At 71.7% G+C, this 17,419-nt stretch carries 18 protein-coding genes; 4 read left to right on the top strand and 14 right to left on the bottom strand.

The window, feature by feature from the left end:
• Positions 1 to 17 precede the first annotated feature (17 nt).
• Both ElP_RS28275 and ElP_RS28270 read right to left on the bottom strand, forming a co-directional pair.
• Positions 18 to 521, bottom strand: coding sequence for a hypothetical protein (locus ElP_RS28275; RefSeq protein ID WP_145275937.1), 504 nt, complete (start codon positions 519 to 521; stop codon positions 18 to 20).
• A 41-nt stretch (positions 522 to 562) separates the two neighbouring features.
• Complete coding sequence (locus ElP_RS28270; RefSeq protein ID WP_145275935.1) at positions 563 to 931, bottom strand: ComEA family DNA-binding protein; 369 nt, start codon at positions 929 to 931, stop codon at positions 563 to 565.
• A gap of 419 nt (positions 932 to 1,350) precedes the next feature.
• Here ElP_RS28270 and ElP_RS28265 point away from each other — a divergent pair, with 419 nt between their 5' ends.
• Both ElP_RS28265 and ElP_RS28260 read left to right on the top strand, forming a co-directional pair.
• Positions 1,351 to 1,965: a hypothetical protein gene (locus ElP_RS28265; protein WP_145275933.1), complete on the top strand. Its 615-nt coding sequence runs from the start codon at positions 1,351 to 1,353 to the stop codon at positions 1,963 to 1,965.
• 282 nt (positions 1,966 to 2,247) lie between these two features.
• Positions 2,248 to 3,855, top strand: a complete 1,608-nt coding sequence (locus ElP_RS28260) for a hypothetical protein (protein WP_145275931.1) — start codon at positions 2,248 to 2,250, stop codon at positions 3,853 to 3,855.
• 27 nt (positions 3,856 to 3,882) lie between these two features.
• On the opposite strand, the gene ElP_RS28255 is transcribed toward ElP_RS28260, so the two are convergent.
• The 3 genes from ElP_RS28255 to ElP_RS28245 form a co-directional block, all read right to left on the bottom strand.
• Positions 3,883 to 4,656 (bottom strand): class I SAM-dependent methyltransferase, encoded by a 774-nt coding sequence (locus ElP_RS28255; RefSeq protein WP_145275929.1) that lies wholly within the window; start codon positions 4,654 to 4,656, stop codon positions 3,883 to 3,885.
• 52 nt (positions 4,657 to 4,708) lie between these two features.
• Positions 4,709 to 6,814 (bottom strand): YfhO family protein, encoded by a 2,106-nt coding sequence (locus tag ElP_RS28250; RefSeq protein ID WP_145275927.1) that lies wholly within the window; start codon positions 6,812 to 6,814, stop codon positions 4,709 to 4,711.
• A 148-nt stretch (positions 6,815 to 6,962) separates the two neighbouring features.
• Complete coding sequence (locus tag ElP_RS28245) at positions 6,963 to 7,910, bottom strand: PIG-L deacetylase family protein (RefSeq protein ID WP_145275925.1); 948 nt, start codon at positions 7,908 to 7,910, stop codon at positions 6,963 to 6,965.
• A gap of 198 nt (positions 7,911 to 8,108) precedes the next feature.
• Here ElP_RS28245 and ElP_RS28240 point away from each other — a divergent pair, with 198 nt between their 5' ends.
• Positions 8,109 to 9,935: a hypothetical protein gene (locus ElP_RS28240; protein ID WP_145275923.1), complete on the top strand. Its 1,827-nt coding sequence runs from the start codon at positions 8,109 to 8,111 to the stop codon at positions 9,933 to 9,935.
• Between the two features lie 35 nt (positions 9,936 to 9,970).
• On the opposite strand, the gene ElP_RS28235 is transcribed toward ElP_RS28240, so the two are convergent.
• The 3 genes from ElP_RS28235 to ElP_RS28225 all read right to left on the bottom strand — a co-directional run bounded on the left by ElP_RS28235 (position 9,971) and on the right by ElP_RS28225 (position 12,451).
• A complete protein-coding gene (locus ElP_RS28235; RefSeq protein ID WP_145275921.1) occupies positions 9,971 to 10,483 on the bottom strand; it encodes a hypothetical protein in 513 nt (170 codons plus the stop codon).
• A 28-nt stretch (positions 10,484 to 10,511) separates the two neighbouring features.
• On the bottom strand, positions 10,512 to 10,745 hold the full coding sequence (locus ElP_RS28230; protein ID WP_145275918.1) for a hypothetical protein: 234 nt from the start codon (positions 10,743 to 10,745) through the stop codon (positions 10,512 to 10,514).
• 62 nt (positions 10,746 to 10,807) lie between these two features.
• Entirely contained in the window at positions 10,808 to 12,451 is a 1,644-nt protein-coding gene (locus tag ElP_RS28225; RefSeq protein WP_145275916.1) for a DNA topoisomerase 2-like domain-containing protein, read from the bottom strand.
• Positions 12,452 to 12,684: 233 nt separating this feature from the next.
• On the opposite strand from ElP_RS28225, the gene ElP_RS38830 reads away from it, so the two are divergent.
• A complete protein-coding gene (locus tag ElP_RS38830) occupies positions 12,685 to 12,831 on the top strand; it encodes a hypothetical protein (RefSeq protein ID WP_197446446.1) in 147 nt (48 codons plus the stop codon).
• Positions 12,832 to 12,955: 124 nt separating this feature from the next.
• On the opposite strand, the gene ElP_RS28220 is transcribed toward ElP_RS38830, so the two are convergent.
• The 6 genes from ElP_RS28220 to ElP_RS28195 form a co-directional block, all read right to left on the bottom strand.
• Positions 12,956 to 13,312: a metal-sulfur cluster assembly factor gene (locus ElP_RS28220; RefSeq protein ID WP_145275914.1), complete on the bottom strand. Its 357-nt coding sequence runs from the start codon at positions 13,310 to 13,312 to the stop codon at positions 12,956 to 12,958.
• A 58-nt stretch (positions 13,313 to 13,370) separates the two neighbouring features.
• On the bottom strand, positions 13,371 to 13,808 hold the full coding sequence (locus tag ElP_RS28215) for a SufE family protein (protein WP_145275912.1): 438 nt from the start codon (positions 13,806 to 13,808) through the stop codon (positions 13,371 to 13,373).
• Between the two features lie 124 nt (positions 13,809 to 13,932).
• Positions 13,933 to 14,190: a hypothetical protein gene (locus tag ElP_RS28210; RefSeq protein ID WP_145275910.1), complete on the bottom strand. Its 258-nt coding sequence runs from the start codon at positions 14,188 to 14,190 to the stop codon at positions 13,933 to 13,935.
• Between the two features lie 31 nt (positions 14,191 to 14,221).
• Positions 14,222 to 15,076, bottom strand: coding sequence for a sulfurtransferase (locus ElP_RS28205; RefSeq protein ID WP_145275908.1), 855 nt, complete (start codon positions 15,074 to 15,076; stop codon positions 14,222 to 14,224).
• Between the two features lie 72 nt (positions 15,077 to 15,148).
• Positions 15,149 to 16,519 carry a Fe-S cluster assembly protein SufD gene (gene sufD, locus ElP_RS28200; RefSeq protein ID WP_145275906.1) on the bottom strand — a complete coding sequence of 457 codons (1,371 nt, stop codon included), beginning with the start codon at positions 16,517 to 16,519 and terminating at the stop codon, positions 15,149 to 15,151.
• A gap of 17 nt (positions 16,520 to 16,536) precedes the next feature.
• Positions 16,537 to 17,343 (bottom strand): FkbM family methyltransferase, encoded by an 807-nt coding sequence (locus ElP_RS28195; protein ID WP_145275904.1) that lies wholly within the window; start codon positions 17,341 to 17,343, stop codon positions 16,537 to 16,539.
• Positions 17,344 to 17,419: the final 76 nt, after the last annotated feature.

Here is a 17,419-nt window from a genome sequence, read left to right as displayed (position 1 = left end):
GGCGTGCTGGCGGGGTGTCAGCCTTCTCGACGCAGTCGGGGGGCGGCGGGCTCGGGATCGGCTCCCGCGAATCCGCGGCCCAGGAGCCCTCCGAGCATGCCGACCATCAGGGCGATTAGCGATTGCCCGGTCTGGTAGAAGAGGGTCCAGTCGGTCCGTTGGGTCGTCGTCATCCACTCGAGGTGGTTGTCCCAGGTATTCGGGTCGTCGTGCATGACCTCCTTCAGGAGGATCAGCAGGTCGCCCGTCACGAGCAGAGGGCGGGTGGGGGAGGGCCTGGGGGCGAGGTCGAACACCATGAGGGTGTAGGCGACCCCGGAGATCGCGAAGCCGGACCAGAAGGCCCGTCGCGATCCCCGACCGAGCACGGCGCCGAGGATCGAGACCAGGAGCGACCCCTGCAGGAGCGTCCCCAGGGCGTTCGCCCCTAGGATGGACGGGTAGTTCAGCGCCGCGAATCCGCCGGCGATTAGGAGCACGCCGACCATCAGGGCGGCGATGGAGACGCGCGGGCGGATCATCGTACGTTCCCTCTCGGATGGCGGTCGCGCGGGCCCGGGGCTCATCGGTCGGGGGGCATCGTCCCGGTGGCCTCGCTGATCCTTGCCCAGGGCTCGATCCCCCGGATCGTCGCCGGGCCGATCCCCTTGACCCGGCGTTCCAGGTCCGCCAGCGACTCGAAGGGGGCCTCCTCACGGGCGGAGACGATCCGATCGACCCGGCTCGGGCCGAGCCCCGGCAGGGCGAGCAGCACCGCCGGGGGGGCCGAGTTCAGCTCGACGGAGACGGCCCCGGGGGGAGGGGGGACGGCCGGGCCGGCGGCCGGTCGGCCGAGCAGCAACGCGATGGCCCCGACGCCGACGATCGTCGCCAGCGCCGATCGCTGCGGCACGGCCCAGCCCCAGGGCGATTCGACCTCCGTGCGCGTCATCCGGTGTGCCCCCCCGCGGGCGGCCGGGATCCGTGTTGAGTCGGGGCGATGATCGACAGGGATACAGTTTACGCGCCGGCCCGGCGGGGCTCAAGCGGGCCGGCCGTCGAGGATCGTCAAGGGGGGACTCAAGATCAATTGCCGGTCGGGCCGATCCTTCCGGTGGAAACGCTCGGTCGGCCCGGTTTCGGGTTGACCGGGGAGCCGCGGCCTCCACCGGCGCCGCGGAATTTCTCACAGCCGGAGCGGCCTCGGTCCGATAATCGGAGCGATCCGAGGTCGAGAGACGGCCGCCCGGCCGGCCCGAGGGGGGCGATGCCCCCGGAGGGCAGGCGGCGGGGACGGTCCCGGCGCCGGAGTCGGAGGGGTGGAGGGCCCCCCGAACGGATGGCGACTGATCCCAAGGAGGGGAAGACACGATGACCCGTTCCGCGCGGCACCGGGGCCCGCACACCCCGCGATGGATTCGCGGCCTGTTGACGGGCGCCCTGTTCCTGGCGACCTCCGCCGGCATCGGCGGCTGCGGCATCCCGTACGTCTACCGCAACATCTCGCCGCTCCATCCCACCGGATGGTCCTTCGCCTGGCCGATCCTGCCGTCGCAGTCGCAGCGGCTGGAGGAGGACATCTACAAGGAGGAGATGGACCGCGTCCCGATCCTGGACCCGGTCCCCGGCGAATTCGCCCCGCCCCCCTGCCTCGACCCGCCCAGCGAGGCCGAGATCTGGGCCAAGATCCCCAAGTTCCGGGCCGGCATGGACCCGTTCTACACGGTCCAGCGCAACAACGCCCGGTTCGTGATCGAGAAGATCGGCGAGTCGGTCGACCCCTGCAAGGTCTACCCCCTGGCCGGGCCTTGCGAGTTGGTGCACTGCCACTACAAGTGCACCATCTACTTCGACGAGGTCTACTGGTCGGACTACCCGATCCCCTTCAACACGAGGGACGCCCGGGTCGAGGTCGTCTACATCGACAAGGACTACCTCCGACGCTGCGGAGGCCCGCCCGTCGCCACCGTCCCGGGCGGCGGCTGATCGGCCCGGGGTCGGGGAGAGTCCCCCGACCCCCGCCGAGCGGGACGCATCTTTCCTTCCGGCGATCCCCGGTGCTCGGGCCGACGTGGTGGCGGCCCGAGCACCGGGGATCGCGTTCGCGCCGGGCCTCCGTTTCCCGTCGGTCACGGGACGGGCGAGCCGTTCGACGGGGAGGGCCGGTCGGGTAGGATGGTGGGACGCCCGGAACGCCCCCCGGGTCGGGCTTCCCCCTGGGAGGAGACATCCGATCGGCCAGGGCCCGAGCCCGGGGTCGAGCGTCGAGTGACGCGACAGGAGGCCAGGGTGCGCGGCTTCGGTCCTGATCCCGACGGGCACGACGAGCCGGGGAGGACGACCGCCGGCCGAAAGAGGGACTGGCGGCGACTCGCCAGGGTCGCCGGGATCGCGGCGGCCTTCTCGGCGCTGGGCGTGGCCTCCTCGGTCCTCCGGGCCCCGGATCGGATGTTCCTCCGGTTCGTCGCCATGGATTCGGGGGCCGAGCTGGCGATCCAGGACCTCATCGGTCGCGGGTCCCGGCCCGGGGTCGACTTCGGGTATCCGTATGGCCTGCTCCCCCTGCTCGCCGGCCGCCTCTGGTACGGCCTCCTGGGGCGATCTCCCGGCGCCTTCCACGGGCTCACGCTGGCGTTCCTGGCCCTCTCATGCTGGGGGCTGGCCCGATTCGCGACGGCCCGGGGCGTGGGGCTCGCCGGCCTGGTGCTGATCGCCCTGGCGATGCCGGACCTCTCGTATGTCACCGGCCTCACCTCGACCCACGTGCTGGAGCAGGCCCTGCTCGTCCTCGCCCTGGCCGAACAGGCCCGGGGGAAGCGGGGCTCGGCCCTCGCCCTGCTCGCGGCGTGCTGCTTCGTCAAGCCGTCGCTCGCCTTCGTGCAGGGGTTCGTCGTGCTGATCGCGGCGGCCTCGGCCAGCAGGGTGAATCGGACTGCTCTGTCCCGTGTGATCGCCCTGCCGGCGATCACGGCCTTCGCCCTCGGCGCGATCCTCGCCCTGGCGTTCGGTCCCCGCTCGCTGGCCCGGACGATTTCCCCCGCGACGGGGGCGTCGATCTATCGGCTCAACGACTTCGGCTTCTTCCACGGCCGGGGGAGAGACTTCTGGAACCTCCCGGACGCCGGGCCGTTCGATTATTTCCGGTATGAGGTCGGCTTCTGGATGCTCGGGACCGCGATCCTCGCGGGGGGGGGGCTCGCCGCCGGGTTGCGCCTGGCCCGGCGCGTCGAGGGCGCCGAAGCGGCTCGGGATGACGAGCTGGTCGCCACCTGCGCGGCGGTGCACCTGGCCTTCGTGACCCTGTTATTCGGCCATCGGGTGACCTGGGTCTATTCCCTGCCGATGCTCGTGCTCGGCCTCGCCCTGCTGGCGAATCGAGGCCCCCGCCATCGTCTCCTGGTCTGGGCACTGGCGGGGCTGCTGCTCGTCAACGACCGGTCGAAGCTGATCGCGGCCCGCATGCTCCGGGAGGAACTGGCCCCGAGCCCGTCGACCCGGGATCTCTGGGCCAGCCCCCGGGAACGCGAGGAGTGGGCCAGGGCGCTCGAGCTCTCCAGGGGGGAGCGGCCCGTCCTGCTCGCCATGAGCGAGGGGGGGGCGGTCCTCTTCCCCGGGTTCGCCCCGCCGACGGTCGCCTACCTCTACCCCGGCTGTCCGACGCCCGAGGAGGTCCGGCGCAAGGCCGAGCAGCTCTCCGGGGCCCGCGTGGTGATCTCGTTCTATCCGCCCGACTGGGAGGGGTTCGCCCTCTGGCCCCGGATCGGCGACGCCCTCGACGGCCTCGAACCGGTCTTCGAGGGGCAGGCCCTCCGCGTCTACCGGAGGGGCCATCCGGGGCAGCTCGGGCCGGCGGGTCCGACGCCCCCGGCCCCTTGAGGCCACCCCGAAGCCGGCCGAGGGGGTTCAGCCCTCCGTCTTGCGAAACCGGGCGAGGATCAGGCTGCCGAAGGGGAACCGCCACTGGCCGGGGTCCCGGCACCGGGAGAGCCACATGGCCAGCGGCTCGGAGATCGCCCCCACGAACGGGCTGAGCAGGTGGCTCGTCGTCTTCAGCTCCAGCTCGAGATCGCGCTCGAACCCGGGGGAGATGGCCCGGAGCTGGCGCTCGAAGCCCGGGTAGGTGAATTTCGAGAGGTGCTGCTCCTCGTACTTCACGTCGGAGGCCCGGTTGAGGATCCGCTCCAGCAGAGGCCAGGCGCTCGCGTAGTTGGGCGTGGTCATCAGGAATCGGCCCCCCGGCTTCAGGAGCCGGCCGACGTGCCCGAGCAGCGCCCGGATCTCCTCCGCCGAGAGGTGCTCCAGGACTTCGATCAGCGTCACGCAGTCGAACGTCTCGCCCAGATCCGCCAGCGCGGAGAGGCCGGGGATCGCCCGGAACTCCCGGTATGGGGCAGCATAATGGGAGGCGGCCCACTCGATCTGCTTGGGGATGATGTCCACCCCGAGCTGCCTGGGGAACCGATCGCCCGGCAGCATCCCCAGGAACGTGCCGGCGAAGCAGCCGATGTCGAGCACCGAAAGCCCCGGCCCCGGCGGCAGGGCGGCCAGGGCCCGCTGGAACTTCTGGCGGTGCCAGCACCGTCGGACCGGGTGCCCGGTCCGCATCACCTCGTCGTAGTAGCCCAGGGGGATCTGGTCGTAGTCGAACGCGGGGGGGGTGGTCGGAGGTGATTCCACGACGAGAGCCTGCACCAGGGTCCTAGCAGCCGGTCGGTCGAGACCACCGATTCTAAGGGGTCCGGCGCCGGACTGCGAAGGAGTGCCCCGAGGGAGCGAGGACAACCGCGACCACCAGGGCCAGCCCGACCCCCGAGGCCGCCGCGCCGAGCCGGAACGAACTCGGCCGGAACCGGAACGCGACCGAATGCCGGCCGGGGGGGATGGGGCAGGCCATGAAGTCCGAGTCCGCCCGGGAGACGGTCGCGGGCTCGCCGTCGACGGCGGCGGTCCAGCCGGGGTGGAACGCCTCGTTCCAGACGAACCGCCCGCCCCCCGGCGCGTCGACCTCCGCCCCGAAGCGGCCAGGCCGGTCGAGGCGGATGGCGACCCGCGCGGGAGGGCCCTCGCCTTCGACCCGGGCCCGGGGCATCGGCCCGGGCACGGCGACCCAGGAGCCGCCGTCCCGGTCGTCGTCCCAGGCCCAGGCGACCCCCGCGAGGCGCTGGGCCTCGACCCGGGTGTAATCGAGCCGACGGGCGGGGAAGAGCGCGACGTAGCCGTCGGTCAGCCGGTAGCCGGCCATGCTGAGCTGCCCCGATCGGTACTCCGCCCGACGCCCCGGGTAGGCCACGCCCGGCTCGGGCAGCGTGATGTGCAGACGGTCCCCCTCGCCGACCGGGGGTACCTCGGGCCTCGGGTCCAGCGCCGGGGCGAGCGGGGGCACGGTGTCCCAGAGGTGGAAGTACAGCGCGTACGAGGTGAAGTCGGCCACCATCACCAGCATCAGCCCGAGGAGTCCCAGCCTCGGCCTCCTGGCCGCCAGCGCCACCAGGGCCGCCGAGGCGACGAGCAGCCCCAGGTTGAACCCGACCCGGGCGTTCGTCCCGAGCGTCGGCAGGAGCCCCGGGCGGAGTTGGTCCACGACCCGGATCCCCACCCAGCAGGCCAGCCCCGCCGCCGGGACCAACGCCAGCCACCGGGCCGACCTCGGGGCACGATTCGCCCGGACGAGGTCGTCGACCGCCAGGGCCGCCAGGACGGCCACCGCCAGGTGCACCAGCAAGAGGTATCGCGCCGGCACCCGGAAGGATCGGATCAGCGGGGCATGCACCAACACCCAGCCGAACGGCCCGTAGTCGCCCAGTGCCATCAGGAAGCTGATCACCGCCAGGAGCGCCGCCCCCCGGGCCAGCCGCCGAGCGGGCGGGTCCAGGGCGCGCCACCTCAGGGCGAGCCATGCCAGCAATGCCGACACCGCCGCCCCCTGGTAGAGGCCCAGCTCGTGGATCCTCACGAAGCGGTCGAGCCCCTGGCCGCCGTGGCTCGGCATGTAGCGTTCCAGGAAGACATAGGGCGCCACCAACTGCACCAGGTTCAGCGGGTGAAGCGACCCCATCGTGATCGAACCGGCCGGCAGCGTCGCCCGCCTCGACAGGGCGAGCGCCTCCCAGGTCGGCAGCAGTTGGACGCCTCCCAGCAACACGCCAATCCCGACGGATCCGGCGTACCACGCCACACGACGCCATCGCCCCGTCTCCAGGGCCAGGAACAGGACATAAGCCCCCTCGACCAGCTTGACGTACCAGGCCGTCTGCGGGTGCCCCAGCAGCAACCCCGAGCCGGTCAGCAGTGCCAGCCCGGCGCCGTCGAGCGCAGGCCGGCCCGTCCCCCGGAACAGCCGGTCGATCAGCCAGAGGCTCCAGGGCAGGTGGGCGGCCACCGCGACCGAATTGAGGTGCATGAAGTGGAGGATGTTGTAGCCGAAGAAGGTGAACACCATCCCCCCGACCACCGCCGCCGACGGGCCGACCCGGCGCCGGAGGAAGGCCACCATCCCGCCCAGCAGTACGACGTAGTTGAGCAGGAACTCCGCGGGCAGCGCGACCCGGACCGGCAGTAGCCCGTACAGGACCAGGTGGGCCGGGTGGAGCATCCCGATCTGGCCCTCGCCGTGGAGGTCCATCCCGCAGAAATAGTCCGGGAACCAGCGGAAGTCGTCCCCCGACGCCAGGCAGCGTGCGTAGAAGACGCGGAGCGGCAGGTGAAAGGTGAGCAGGTCGTCATATAGGTAGAATCGGCCGGCCAGCAGCGGCCCCGCCAGCAGGGCCAGCAGGGCCGCCGCTCCGGCGAGGGCGACGAGCGTCAGGTCGCGTCGGGCCCCGTCCTGCCTCATCATCTCGGGCGTGCACTCCGGACCGGTTTCGGCCCCCGACGGCGGCCCTCGGTGGGTCGACGGACACCTCCGGGCTCGGAAAGCACCGGGGGTCGATCGTACTCGGCTCGACCCCCGGACTCCATCGGGACCGCCGCCTGCTTCTCGGGGATCAGTCCTGTCCCCCGAAGAACGGGAACAGCCGGGCCAGCTCCTCCTTGGAGGGCTGGGAGCCGTACTCGCACAGCTCGAACGCCTCCGCGGCCTCGACCTCGGCGGCGGCGTCTTCGCCGACCCACTCGGCCAGGGTGTCGCGGTAACGGTCGGCGATGCCACCGTAGCGGTTGAGGGCCCGTTCCCGGGTCCACTCCATCCGGGCCTCGGGGGAGTCGGGGACCTCGTCCAGGTAGCCGAACAGCCAGGGGTTCCACTCGTAGAACTGCGACCCGAGGGCGTCGATGCAGGCGACCTTCTGGTCGAGCACCGGGTCGATCGGCACGACCACGTCGGGCTCGAACGGGTTGGGCTTCTGGAACGAGTCCTCGGTGTACATGAACACCGGGTTCTTCCTCAGGGCGGGCACGTCCGGGCAGAAATAGGGGACGATCACCATGAAGGCGGCGTCCTGCACCAGGATGCCCGTGTAGCGGTGGTCGGGGTGGTAGTCGTTCGGCCGGTGGGAGATGACGAGGTCGGCCTCCCACTCCCGGATCAGCCGGGTGATGGTCCGGCGATTCTCCAGGGTCGGCAGGATCTCGCCGTCGTGGATGTCGAGCACCTCGGTCTCGATGCCGAGGATCTCGGCGCAGCGCTCGACCTCGGCCTTCCTGCGGCGGGCCAGCGGGCCCCCGGCGATCTCGTGGTGGCCGATGTCGCCGTTGGTCGTGCTGACGAACTTCACCTTGTGGCCGAGCTTCGCCCACCGGGCGGCGGTGCCGGCCACCTCCAGCTCGCAATCGTCCGGGTGGGCGCCGAAGACGATGATCCGGAGCGGGCGGTCGGCGTCGTCGGCCCCGGCCCCCGCCTCGTCCTGCGCCGAGGCGTTCCCCGATGACGCGGCGAGGAGGCCGAGGGCCACCGCCAGGGGGAAGGAGAGGGACGATCTGCGTCGGGCATTCATGGGCGCGTGCTCCTGGGTGGGACGGTCGCGGCATTGCCTCGCGTGCCCGTTCTATCGCGAGTCGGGCCCGAGGTCGAGGACCCGCCGACGGGCGCCGACACCGGGGGCGGACCCGGATAGACTGGGGCGCATCCATCCGACGAGGTCGACCCTCCCCGATCGGGAGGGCCCCGTCGGTGATCGTCCCGGAGGTCAGCCGTGACAGCTCGGACGTCGTCCCTCCCCCGGCCGAGGTTCGGCCTCGTCGCCTGGGGCCTGGTGGTGATCTCGGCCGGGGCGTCGGCCCCTCCGACGCAGGACGGATCCCCGGGCGGCGAGGTGGCCGAGCTCCGGGACGGTCGTCGCCTGACCGGCCGGCTGATCGCGCCCGACGGCGGGCCGATCGCCTTCGAGCCCGGCACGGGGGGCGACCCGATCCCGGTCGAGCGCCTGCTCGAGGTCCGGCCCGATGCCGACCGGCCCGGGGGGGCGGCCGGGAAGCCCGTCGAGGCGCCCCCGTTCCTCCTCTCGACCGGGCTCGATCGGCGCCTCTCCGGCCGACTCGTCTCGATCGACGGCGAGGCCGTCCGGCTGGCGATAGGCCCCGACGGCCGGGAAGTCTCGGCCGATCGCCGGGGCGTCTCCTCCCTGGTCCAGCGCCCGGGAGAGGCCCGGGTCGCGGCCGAGTCGTTCGAGGGGGACCTCGACGCCGAGCGGTGGTCGATCCGGACCGGGGTCGAGGCGGCCCCGTCCCCGGGCGACGAGGGCCGGGCGTTGACGATCTCCCCCGACGAGGCGGAGGCCCGCTACCGCCTCCCCGAGCCGATCGAGGCCGGCCGGGTCGAACTGTCGTTCACCTGGGGAGGGCGCGAACTGGCCGGTCGCCGCTGGTCCGTCGACCTCGTCTTCGACGGCCCCCTCGGCGAGGAGATCACCCGGGTGGTGCTCGGCTGGGCCGACCCGTTCCCCTCGGTCGAGTCCCGGGGGGGGCCGGAGATCGTGGTGCAGCCCCTGGTGCTGGAGCCGGGCTGGCATCGGCTCTCGGCCCGGTTCGGGCCCGACCGGACCCTCCTGGCGATCGACGGCGACCAGCTCGGCCGGGGGGCCGGGCCGCGGGGGGCGCTGATCGCGCTCCGGTTCCGGTCCGAGCCCGCCCGGGACGCCGAGCCCGCGAACGGCCTGCAAGGCCGGGTCGACGACCTGCTCGCCGTCCGGTCCTTCGAGCCGACCTCCGGCTTCGAGGTCGAGCCGGGGCAGGACGAGTTGCGGCTCGTCTCCGGGGACCAGGTCTGGGGCGAGGTCGTCTCCGCCGACGAGGACCGGGTGCGGCTGCTGGTCCTCGACCGGGAACTCGACTTCTCCTGGTCCGAGGTCGCCGGGCTCTACTTCCGACGCGAGCCCTTCCCTTCCGGGCCGGTCGACGGGCCGATCGCCCGGGCCGAGTGGGAGGTCGGCGACCCGGACTCCCGGCCCGATCGGGTCGAGGGGGCGATCGTCGGCCTGGATGACGGGGAGATCCGTCTGGCCGTCCCCTACCTGGGGACGATCCCCGTGCCCCGGGACCGGTTCCGTCGCCTGGAGATCCTCGGCCGGGCTCGCCAGGTCGTCCTCGACCCCCACGCCCGACACCTGGGCGACCAGCTCATGCCCGAGCTCGACCCCCCGCTCCCGGACGGCGACCGCTACGAGATCCCCTTCACGCTGGACACCCTCCCCGACCGCCCGGCCGCGCTGGTGATCGACGCCGTCCAGGTCGAGGGGGACTACGACGGGGGCCGCTTCGTGGAGGACCTCCGCAACGGCTTCCTCAAGACGACCCTCGCCCTCAACGGCGAGGAGTTCGACGACCTCAACCGCCACGTCGAGGACGCCAACCGATCCCCGTCCCGCCTCCGCATCCCGGTCCCCCCCGGGCTGCTCTCCGAGGGGGAGAACGTCCTCGCCTTCCGCCAGCTCGGCCGGGAGAAGGAGAAGGAGTACCGGGATGACCTGGGACTGCTCCGGGTCGCCCTGGAGTGGACCGAGGAGGCGCCGGAATCGCCCTGATCGCCGGCAGGTCGGCGATCACCGACTCGGGGCGTTCAGGGGGCGGGATAATCGATCAGGCCGGCCGCCATCAGCCCGTCCTGGCCGATGATCCTGAGGGAGTGGGCCAGCAGGAACAGGGCGCCGGACATCATGATCGCTCGGCATGCCCGGCCCCGGTACGGGGCCCCTCGGGGCTCCGTCGGCGACAGGCTCGACCGGATCATCGCGGCCGAGAAGAACCCCGTCGCCACCACCGTCGGGATGAACGGGCCGAGGGCGCGAACGGCGCCGAAGTGGAGGGCGAAGAGCGCCACCACCCCGGCCATCATCCAGAGCTGAAACCGCGACCGGCCTCGGCGGACGACGCCGAGCAGCCAGATGGCCAGCCCGACGCACCAGACGATCGCCATCACCAGGCCGATGGGGGCGCCCCGGACGGTCGCCGGGTTGATCCAGTCGACCTGCATGACTGCCATGACGGCGCACAGGGCCAGGACCGCCCCCACCCAACGGGCGATCGGGGGCCCGATCCGATCCGACGCGATCAGGGTCGTGGGGGTGGACATCTCGGCGTGCCCGTGGGTCGGGGGAGGATCAGCGTCTCGTCAGCGGCAGCACGACCCCGAGGATGACGCAGAGCAGGCACACCGCGCATGCCGCGAGCAGGCCGATGACGAGCTCGGCCGGCGAGGCCCCGTACCGCGTCAGGGCGCGGGCCGCGAGGATCAGGACCGGGGGACCGGCCGCGAAACAGAGGAGCTGGACGACCCGGAGGGCGAGGGCCTCGTCGACGAGCCGGGTCCGGGCGACGCGGAGGAGACGGGACATGCAATCCTCCCGGGCCGGCCCCGGTCGGGCCGGCCCTCGATCAGGGGGAACTCGGTGACGGGTCAGTCGTCGTCCCGGAAGGTGTCCAGGTAGTTCTGGACGTGCTGCTCGATGTGCCGGGGGACCTTCTGGTTGGAGAGGGCCTCGGCCTGTGCGGAGGAGTTGGCCTCGATGGCGGCCTGGGCCTCGATGATGCTCTCGCCGACGGTCTGGGCGTTGGGCGGCCCGAAGCCTTCCTGCACCGCCTTGCCGGGGCCGAGCTGCTGCTTGACCTTGGTGTTGAAGGTGCTCGTGTTGTCGGCGGCGATGGGGCGGTCCCCCTGGCCCCGGCCCTGGCCGAGCCCGTTGCCGCTGCCGTCTCCCATGCCCATGCCCTGGCCGAAGGCGTTCATGCCGTCCAGCCGGGAGCCGATCTGGTTCAGGCCGTCGCCGCCGGTCATGCCGTCCTTGGCCGACTGGATGTCGGCCATCGCGGAGTCGAGCATCTCCAGCTCGGCCAGGTCGTCGGCCATCGACTGGAGCTGTTCCTGGCTCATCCCCAGCGCCTGGGCGGCCTTCTGCATGTCCCCCTGGGACATCTGCTGTTGGGCCTGGCCGAGCTGGTCGGCGAGCTGCTGGAGCTTCTTCAGGTCCTCGGCCTGGTCGTTGAGCTTGGCCATCTGCTGGTCGAACTGCTCCTGGCTGATGGCGCCCCGCTCCTTGGCCTCTTCCAGCTGCTTCTTCCGCTCGTCGAGGTTGGCGAGCTGTTCGAGCTGCTCCTTCATCTCCGCGAGCTGCTGCTTGAGGTCCTCCTTCTCCCGGTCGGTCATCTTGCCGGAGAGGAGCTTGTCGCGCAGCTCCTTGACCTTCTCGGCCGCCTGGGCGAAGTCCCCCTTGGCCAGCTCCCGGGCGAAGTCGTCGGCGGGGCCGTCGGAGGTCATCTGGTCGAGCTGCTGGAGCTTCTTGCTGACCTGCTGGGAGTCGCCGATCTGCTTCTGACGCTCGTCCAGCGCGTTGGTCAGCTTGTTCAGCTTGATGAGGGCCTGCTCCTTCTCCTGGGGAGGGGCCTTGGCCAGCTCGTCGGCGGCCTTCTCGATCTCGACGAGCAGCTTGTCGCTCTCCGCGTACTCGGACGAGTCGAGCTTCTTGCGGGCCTCGGCGATCCGCTTGTTCAGGGCGTCGGCCTGGCGGGCGATCTCTTCGAGCTGGTCCGGCTCCAGCGCCGCCCTCGAATCGGCCGTCGCCCGCGACAGCTCGGGGACGAACAGGATGCCGACGGCCAGCATCCCCGTCACCAGCGGCAGCCAGGCGGCCTTCGGCAGCCGGGGGCCGAACCGCGAGGCCACGTCGATCGAGGACAGGTGCCTGCGCGTGTCCTCCAGCAAGGCCCGGCCGGCGGGCGTCTCCCGGAGGTGATCGGGCAGGGTCAGCGCGGTGCCGAGCCGCTCATTGAGGTGGAAGGCGCGGTCGATCGCCACGGCGGCGTCCACCCGGCTCGGGCCGCTCAGCAGGGCGATCAGCCCCGCCAGCGCGACCCCGGCCCCCCCGGCCACCGCGAACGGCATCCAGTCGGCCCCCGGGATCGCCCGCACCGAGAATTTCTCCAACGCGATGCCGACACCCGCCAGCAGCAACGCCCCGGCCAGGCACCAGACCAGGCTCGACAGGAACCGCTGGAACCGCAACCGCCGCCACACCCTGCCGATCGGCTTCTCGAAGTCTCGCAACGCCGTCTCCTCCGCTCGGGTGCTTCCGGGGCCGTCCACTCCGCCGACTACGAGTGTACGAGGTCCGCCCGCCGCAATCAAGCCTCCGAATCCGAATCGGTTCGGGGACGGCCGATCCGGAATCCCGGCCCAGGATGGCTTGATCGGCCCGGCGACCTCCCGGCATAATGGGACGCTTCACGACCCGGGCCGATCGACCGGACCGGGCGGCGACCCAGCCCAGGACCCCGGCCATGAAGAAGAAGACGAAGCACCGCAAGGCGTACGCGTGGCGGAAGCGGGCCGACAGCTCGCCGGTGGCCAAGGGGCGCCGCCGCAAGCTCCTCGGCACCCGGAACCCGAGCAAGCGGAAGTTCGCCGGCGGCAAGAAGAAGGGCTGAGCCCTCGCCGCCCGATCGGGCCCGGATTGCGACGAGACGCGGGGCGCGGCCCCGACCCTCGGCCGAGGGTCGGGGCCGCGCCCCGCGTTTGCTGCTGCGCCTGGCCTCCCGGGGGAGGGATGGGTCAGAACATCCCCAGCTCGTCCCGGGCGTCCTCGGACATCCGGTCGGGAGACCAGGGGGGGCTCATCACGAGCTTCACGTTGGCCTTGGAGACCCCTTGGAGCGACTCGATCACCTGCGTCGCTTCGCCGAGGATCTGGGGGCCGGCCGGGCAGGCGGGGGTGGTGAGGGTCATCTCCACGTCGACCTCCCCCTCCCGGGTCTGGACGGCGTAGATCAGCCCGAGGTCGACGATGTTGACGCCGATCTCCGGATCCTTCACCGCCTTGAGCGCGGTCAGGATGTCCTCCTGGTCGGGGCCCTGCGTCGCTTCGGGAGTGGTCGTCGGGTCGGCCTGGGGCGTGGTCTCGTCGGACATGGGCAGGGCTCCGGTCTGGGCGGATGGGTGCGGGGTGCCGTCGGGGGTTCGGTTCGGTTCAGTTCGAGGCCGGGTCGTCGGATTCCGCCCGGGCCACCATCAGCTTGAGGCGTCGGAGCACGCCGGCCAGGCCGCTGGCGCGCTGCATGCCGAGCAATTCGGCCATGCCGGTCCGCTGGATCAGGTCGTTGGGCACGTCGAGGATCTCGGCCGCGGTCGCCCCGTCGAGCCCCTGGACCAGCAGGCAGACGAACCCCCGGACGGTCGGCGCCTCCGGGGGCACCTCGGCGAAGATCCGGACCTTCGGCCCCTCGCGCTCCAGGAACAGGAAGACCGGCGACTGACATTCCGGCACCCGGTGCGCCTCGTCCTTGTGGTGGGAGAGGCGGTCGGGCAGCGGGGGCAGGTCGTTGGCCAGGTCGATGAGGAGCTCGATGCGTTCCTGGCGGTCGGCGTCTCGAAGCTCCTCGACGAGTTCGTCGAGCGCGGCGGGCACGGGGGTCTCCGTCGATCGAGGTCGGCTCGGGTCGGGTAGGGACTGCATGGACGCCTGTCGGGACCAGACGCCCGGGGGCAGCACCGAGGGCGATCCCGGGGAAACGTCCCGGTCGCCCGGCGGCTCACGGCTCGGCCATCGCCTGGTTCAGGATGGACTGGGCCGCCTGATCGTCGTCGGGGTGCACCCAAAGTTCGACGGTCGTGGCGGCGTGGACCGGGAATCCCCGACCCTGGGCGTCCCGAGCACCGGTGAAGTCCCGGACCCGGAGGATGCAGCGAAGCTCGCCGAGTCCGAGATCGATCCGACGGGCCCGAGACGACGACATCGCCGCGTTGCAGACCCACAGATAACCATTGTCCAATGATGGCCGCGCAGGCATGGGTGCCGGCCCTCCTCGGATTCGGGATGGCTTACTCGTTCCCCTTGGCGATCGGCACGCCGACGAGGTTACCCCACTCGGTCCAGGAGCCGTCGTAGTTGCGGACCTTCGGGTAGCCGAGCAGGTAGGTCAGGACGAACCAGGTGAGGCTCGACCGCTCGCCGATCCGGCAGTAGGCGACCACCTCGTCGGACTGATCGAGGCCGCACTCCCCCTCGAAGATCGCCTTCAGTTCGTCGGCCGACTTGAAGGTGCCGTCCTCGTTGACCGCCCGGGTCCAGGGGACGCTCTTGGCGCCGGGGATGTGGCCGGCCCGGAGGGAGCCCTCCTGGGGATAGTCGGGCATGTGCAGCAGCTCCCCGGTGTACTCGCCGGGGCTGCGGACGTCGATCATCTTCTTGCCGGCCTTCATGTGGGCGAGCACGTCGTCCCGGAAGATCCGGATCTTGGACGCGTCCGCGCCCTTCACGACGTAGTCGGTGCGGGGGTAGCTGGGGGTGTCCCTGCTCAGCTCGCGTTCCTGGTCGAGCCAGAGCTTGCGGCCGCCATTCATGATCCGGCAGTCGTCGTGCCCGAACAGCTTGAAGGCCCAGAAGGCGTAGCAGGCCCACCAGTTCGACTTGTCGCCGTAGAAGACCACGGTGGTGTCGGCGGCGATCCCGGACCGGGAGCAGATGTCGGCGAACTTCTCGGCGTCGATGTAGTCCCGGATCAGCTGGTCCTGGAGGTCCCCCTGCCAGTCGATCTTCACGGCGCCGGGGACGTGTCCCATGTCATAGAGGAGCACGTCCTCGTCGCTCTCGACGATCCGGACCTTGGGGTCATCCCGGTGCTGCTCGACCCAGTCGGCGGAGACGAGGGCCTCGGGGTGGGCGTAGTCGGACATGGCGGGCGGATCCTTGAACTCGATCGAGACTCGGGTGGTGATGAGGTCGGGCGCGCGGGGAAGGTCGCCGGCTCAGACGCCGGCGGCCTCGGCCGAGGCGAGTGTCGGCGCGCTGCCCAGCTCCAGCTTCTGGGCGACGGCCAGGGCGAGGGCCTCCCGCACCGGCTCGACGCTGATCCGGTCGTAGACGTTGGCGAAGAAGCCCTCGACGATCAGCCGGGTGGCCGTGGCCTCGTCGACCCCCCGGGACCGGGCGTAGAAGACCATCTCGGGGTCGACCGGACCGGCGGTGGCGCCGTGGGTGCAGCGGACCTCGTTGGCCTCGATCTCCAACCCCGGGATGGAGTCGGCCCGGGCGTCGGCGTCGAGCACGAGGTTGTCATTCTTCTGGTAGGCGTCGGTGTGCTGGGCGTCTGGTTCGACCTTGATCATGCCCCGCCAGACCAGCCGGGACCTGTCCTTCAGGCCGCCCTTGTAGAGCAGGTCGCTGGTGGTGTTCGGGGCGACGTGGTCTTGCCGGGTGATGTAGGTGAGGTTCTGCCTCCCCGTGGGGAACATCACGCCGTTGACCTGGGCCCTCGCCCCCCGGCCGACCAGCGCCACCTCCTGGTTCACCTTCGCCAGCCTCGAGCCCAGGCCGCCGACGGTCCACTGCAACGCCGCGTCCGGGCCGACCACCGCCCGCTCCCGGCTGAGGTGCCAGGTGGAGGTGTCCCAGTTCTGGATGTTGACGAACCGCAGGCGGGATCCCCGCCGGAGGATCAGCTCGACCCCGCCGACGTGCAGCCCGGGCGCCTTGCCGCGATCGAGGCCGATCGTCTCCTGGACGAGCGTCGCCTCGGCCCCTTCCTCCAGCACGACGAGGGTGTGACTCAGGTCCGCGCCCCCCTCCGCCGACAGGCCGACGAGGTGGAACAGCGGCGTCTCCACCTTCACGCCCTTCGGCACGTAGAGCAGGGCGCCGCCGGTCCAGCAGGCGGCGTGCAGGGCGGCGAAGGCGTCGGCGTCGTCCCGGAACGCCTCGGTCATCAGCAGGTCCTTGAGCAGCTCGCCGTGCTCCTGGACCGCCGAGGCCAGGTCGACGAAGACCGCCCCCCCGAGCTTCGACGGGTCGGGGGACCGCGCGGCGTGGCCGTCGACCAGGGCGATCCCCGTCCCGTAGAGCGAGTCGAGCCCCCGGTAGGCGGGCTCCAGGGCGGCCCGGGCCGCCTCGGAGGGCTCGGCGGGGGCGGGGGGGGCGAACTGGTCGAGCTTCAGTGCCCGGAGGTCGGTCCGCCGCCACTCCTCGTCCCGGAGCGTGGGCAGGGGGGTGGCCTTGAAGCGCCCGAAGGCCGACCGGCGGCGGTCGGCCAGCCAGCTCGGCTCATCCCGGCCCTTGAGGAATGCGGCGAAGGTCTCGTCGGTGAAGCCGCCGGGGGCGGGGGTCATGGGTGCGCTGCTCATCGAGGATCGTCTTGGGGTCAGGGGACGGTCGCGCGCTCGGCCGGGCGGAACTCGCGATTGAAGGCGACCAGGGGGTAGGTCGGTTGGACGTCGAAGCCGAGGGCCCGGAGCCGGTCGGTCAGCTCGCCGGCGGAGTGGCCGGGGATCTCGTGGGTTTCCATGGCGACCTGCTTGATCCGGCGCGCCAGCCCGGGGGGAAGCGACCCGAGGATGCCGTACTCGGCCCCCTCGCAATCGAGCTTCAGCAGGTCGACGCGGCCGATCCCCCTGGCGTCGAGGGCCTGCTCCAGCGTCCGGACCGTGACCGAGACCGTCCGCTCGTGGGCGGAACTCCTGCCGTCGACCGCGTCGAAGAGCGAGTTGTAGGCGGACTTGCCGTGGACGAGCAACTGCGCCGAGCCGGCCTCGCCGCCGACGGCCTCGGGCACGGCCTCGACGTTGTCCAGCCCGTTGAGGGCGACGTTCTCCGCGAGGCGCTCGAAGGCGTCGGGGCTGGGCTCGAAGGCGACCACCCTCCCGGTCGGCCCGACGACCCGGGCGGCGATGACGGAGAACGCGCCGAGGTTCGCGCCGATGTCGACCACGGTGTCCCCGGGCCCCAGCGCGATGCCGTCTCGGAGGTAGTCTCGCCGGATCAGGATCTCGAAGAACGTGAAGCTGTCGCCCCGTCCGGGGTCGAGCCGGAGCTTCACCCCGTCCCGGTCGACCGCCACGAACGGCCGTCGTTTCAGCTTGAAGCTGTCGAGCACGAGCGGGATCGGCGTCCTCGTCTTCGAGAAGAACGAGGCCGACTGGGCGACCTTCGAGGCGATCTTGCGGAGCATCGTGGCGACCTCTCGGGGAGTTCCCCTTCCGGCGGGCCGACCCGGTGAGGGCGGCCCGCCGCCTCGGGGTGAGGGA

Origin of the sequence: Tautonia plasticadhaerens (assembly GCF_007752535.1) — a bacterium.
Lineage (GTDB): Bacteria > Planctomycetota > Planctomycetia > Isosphaerales > Isosphaeraceae > Tautonia > Tautonia plasticadhaerens.
This window is presented reverse-complemented; position numbering and strand designations above follow the sequence as displayed.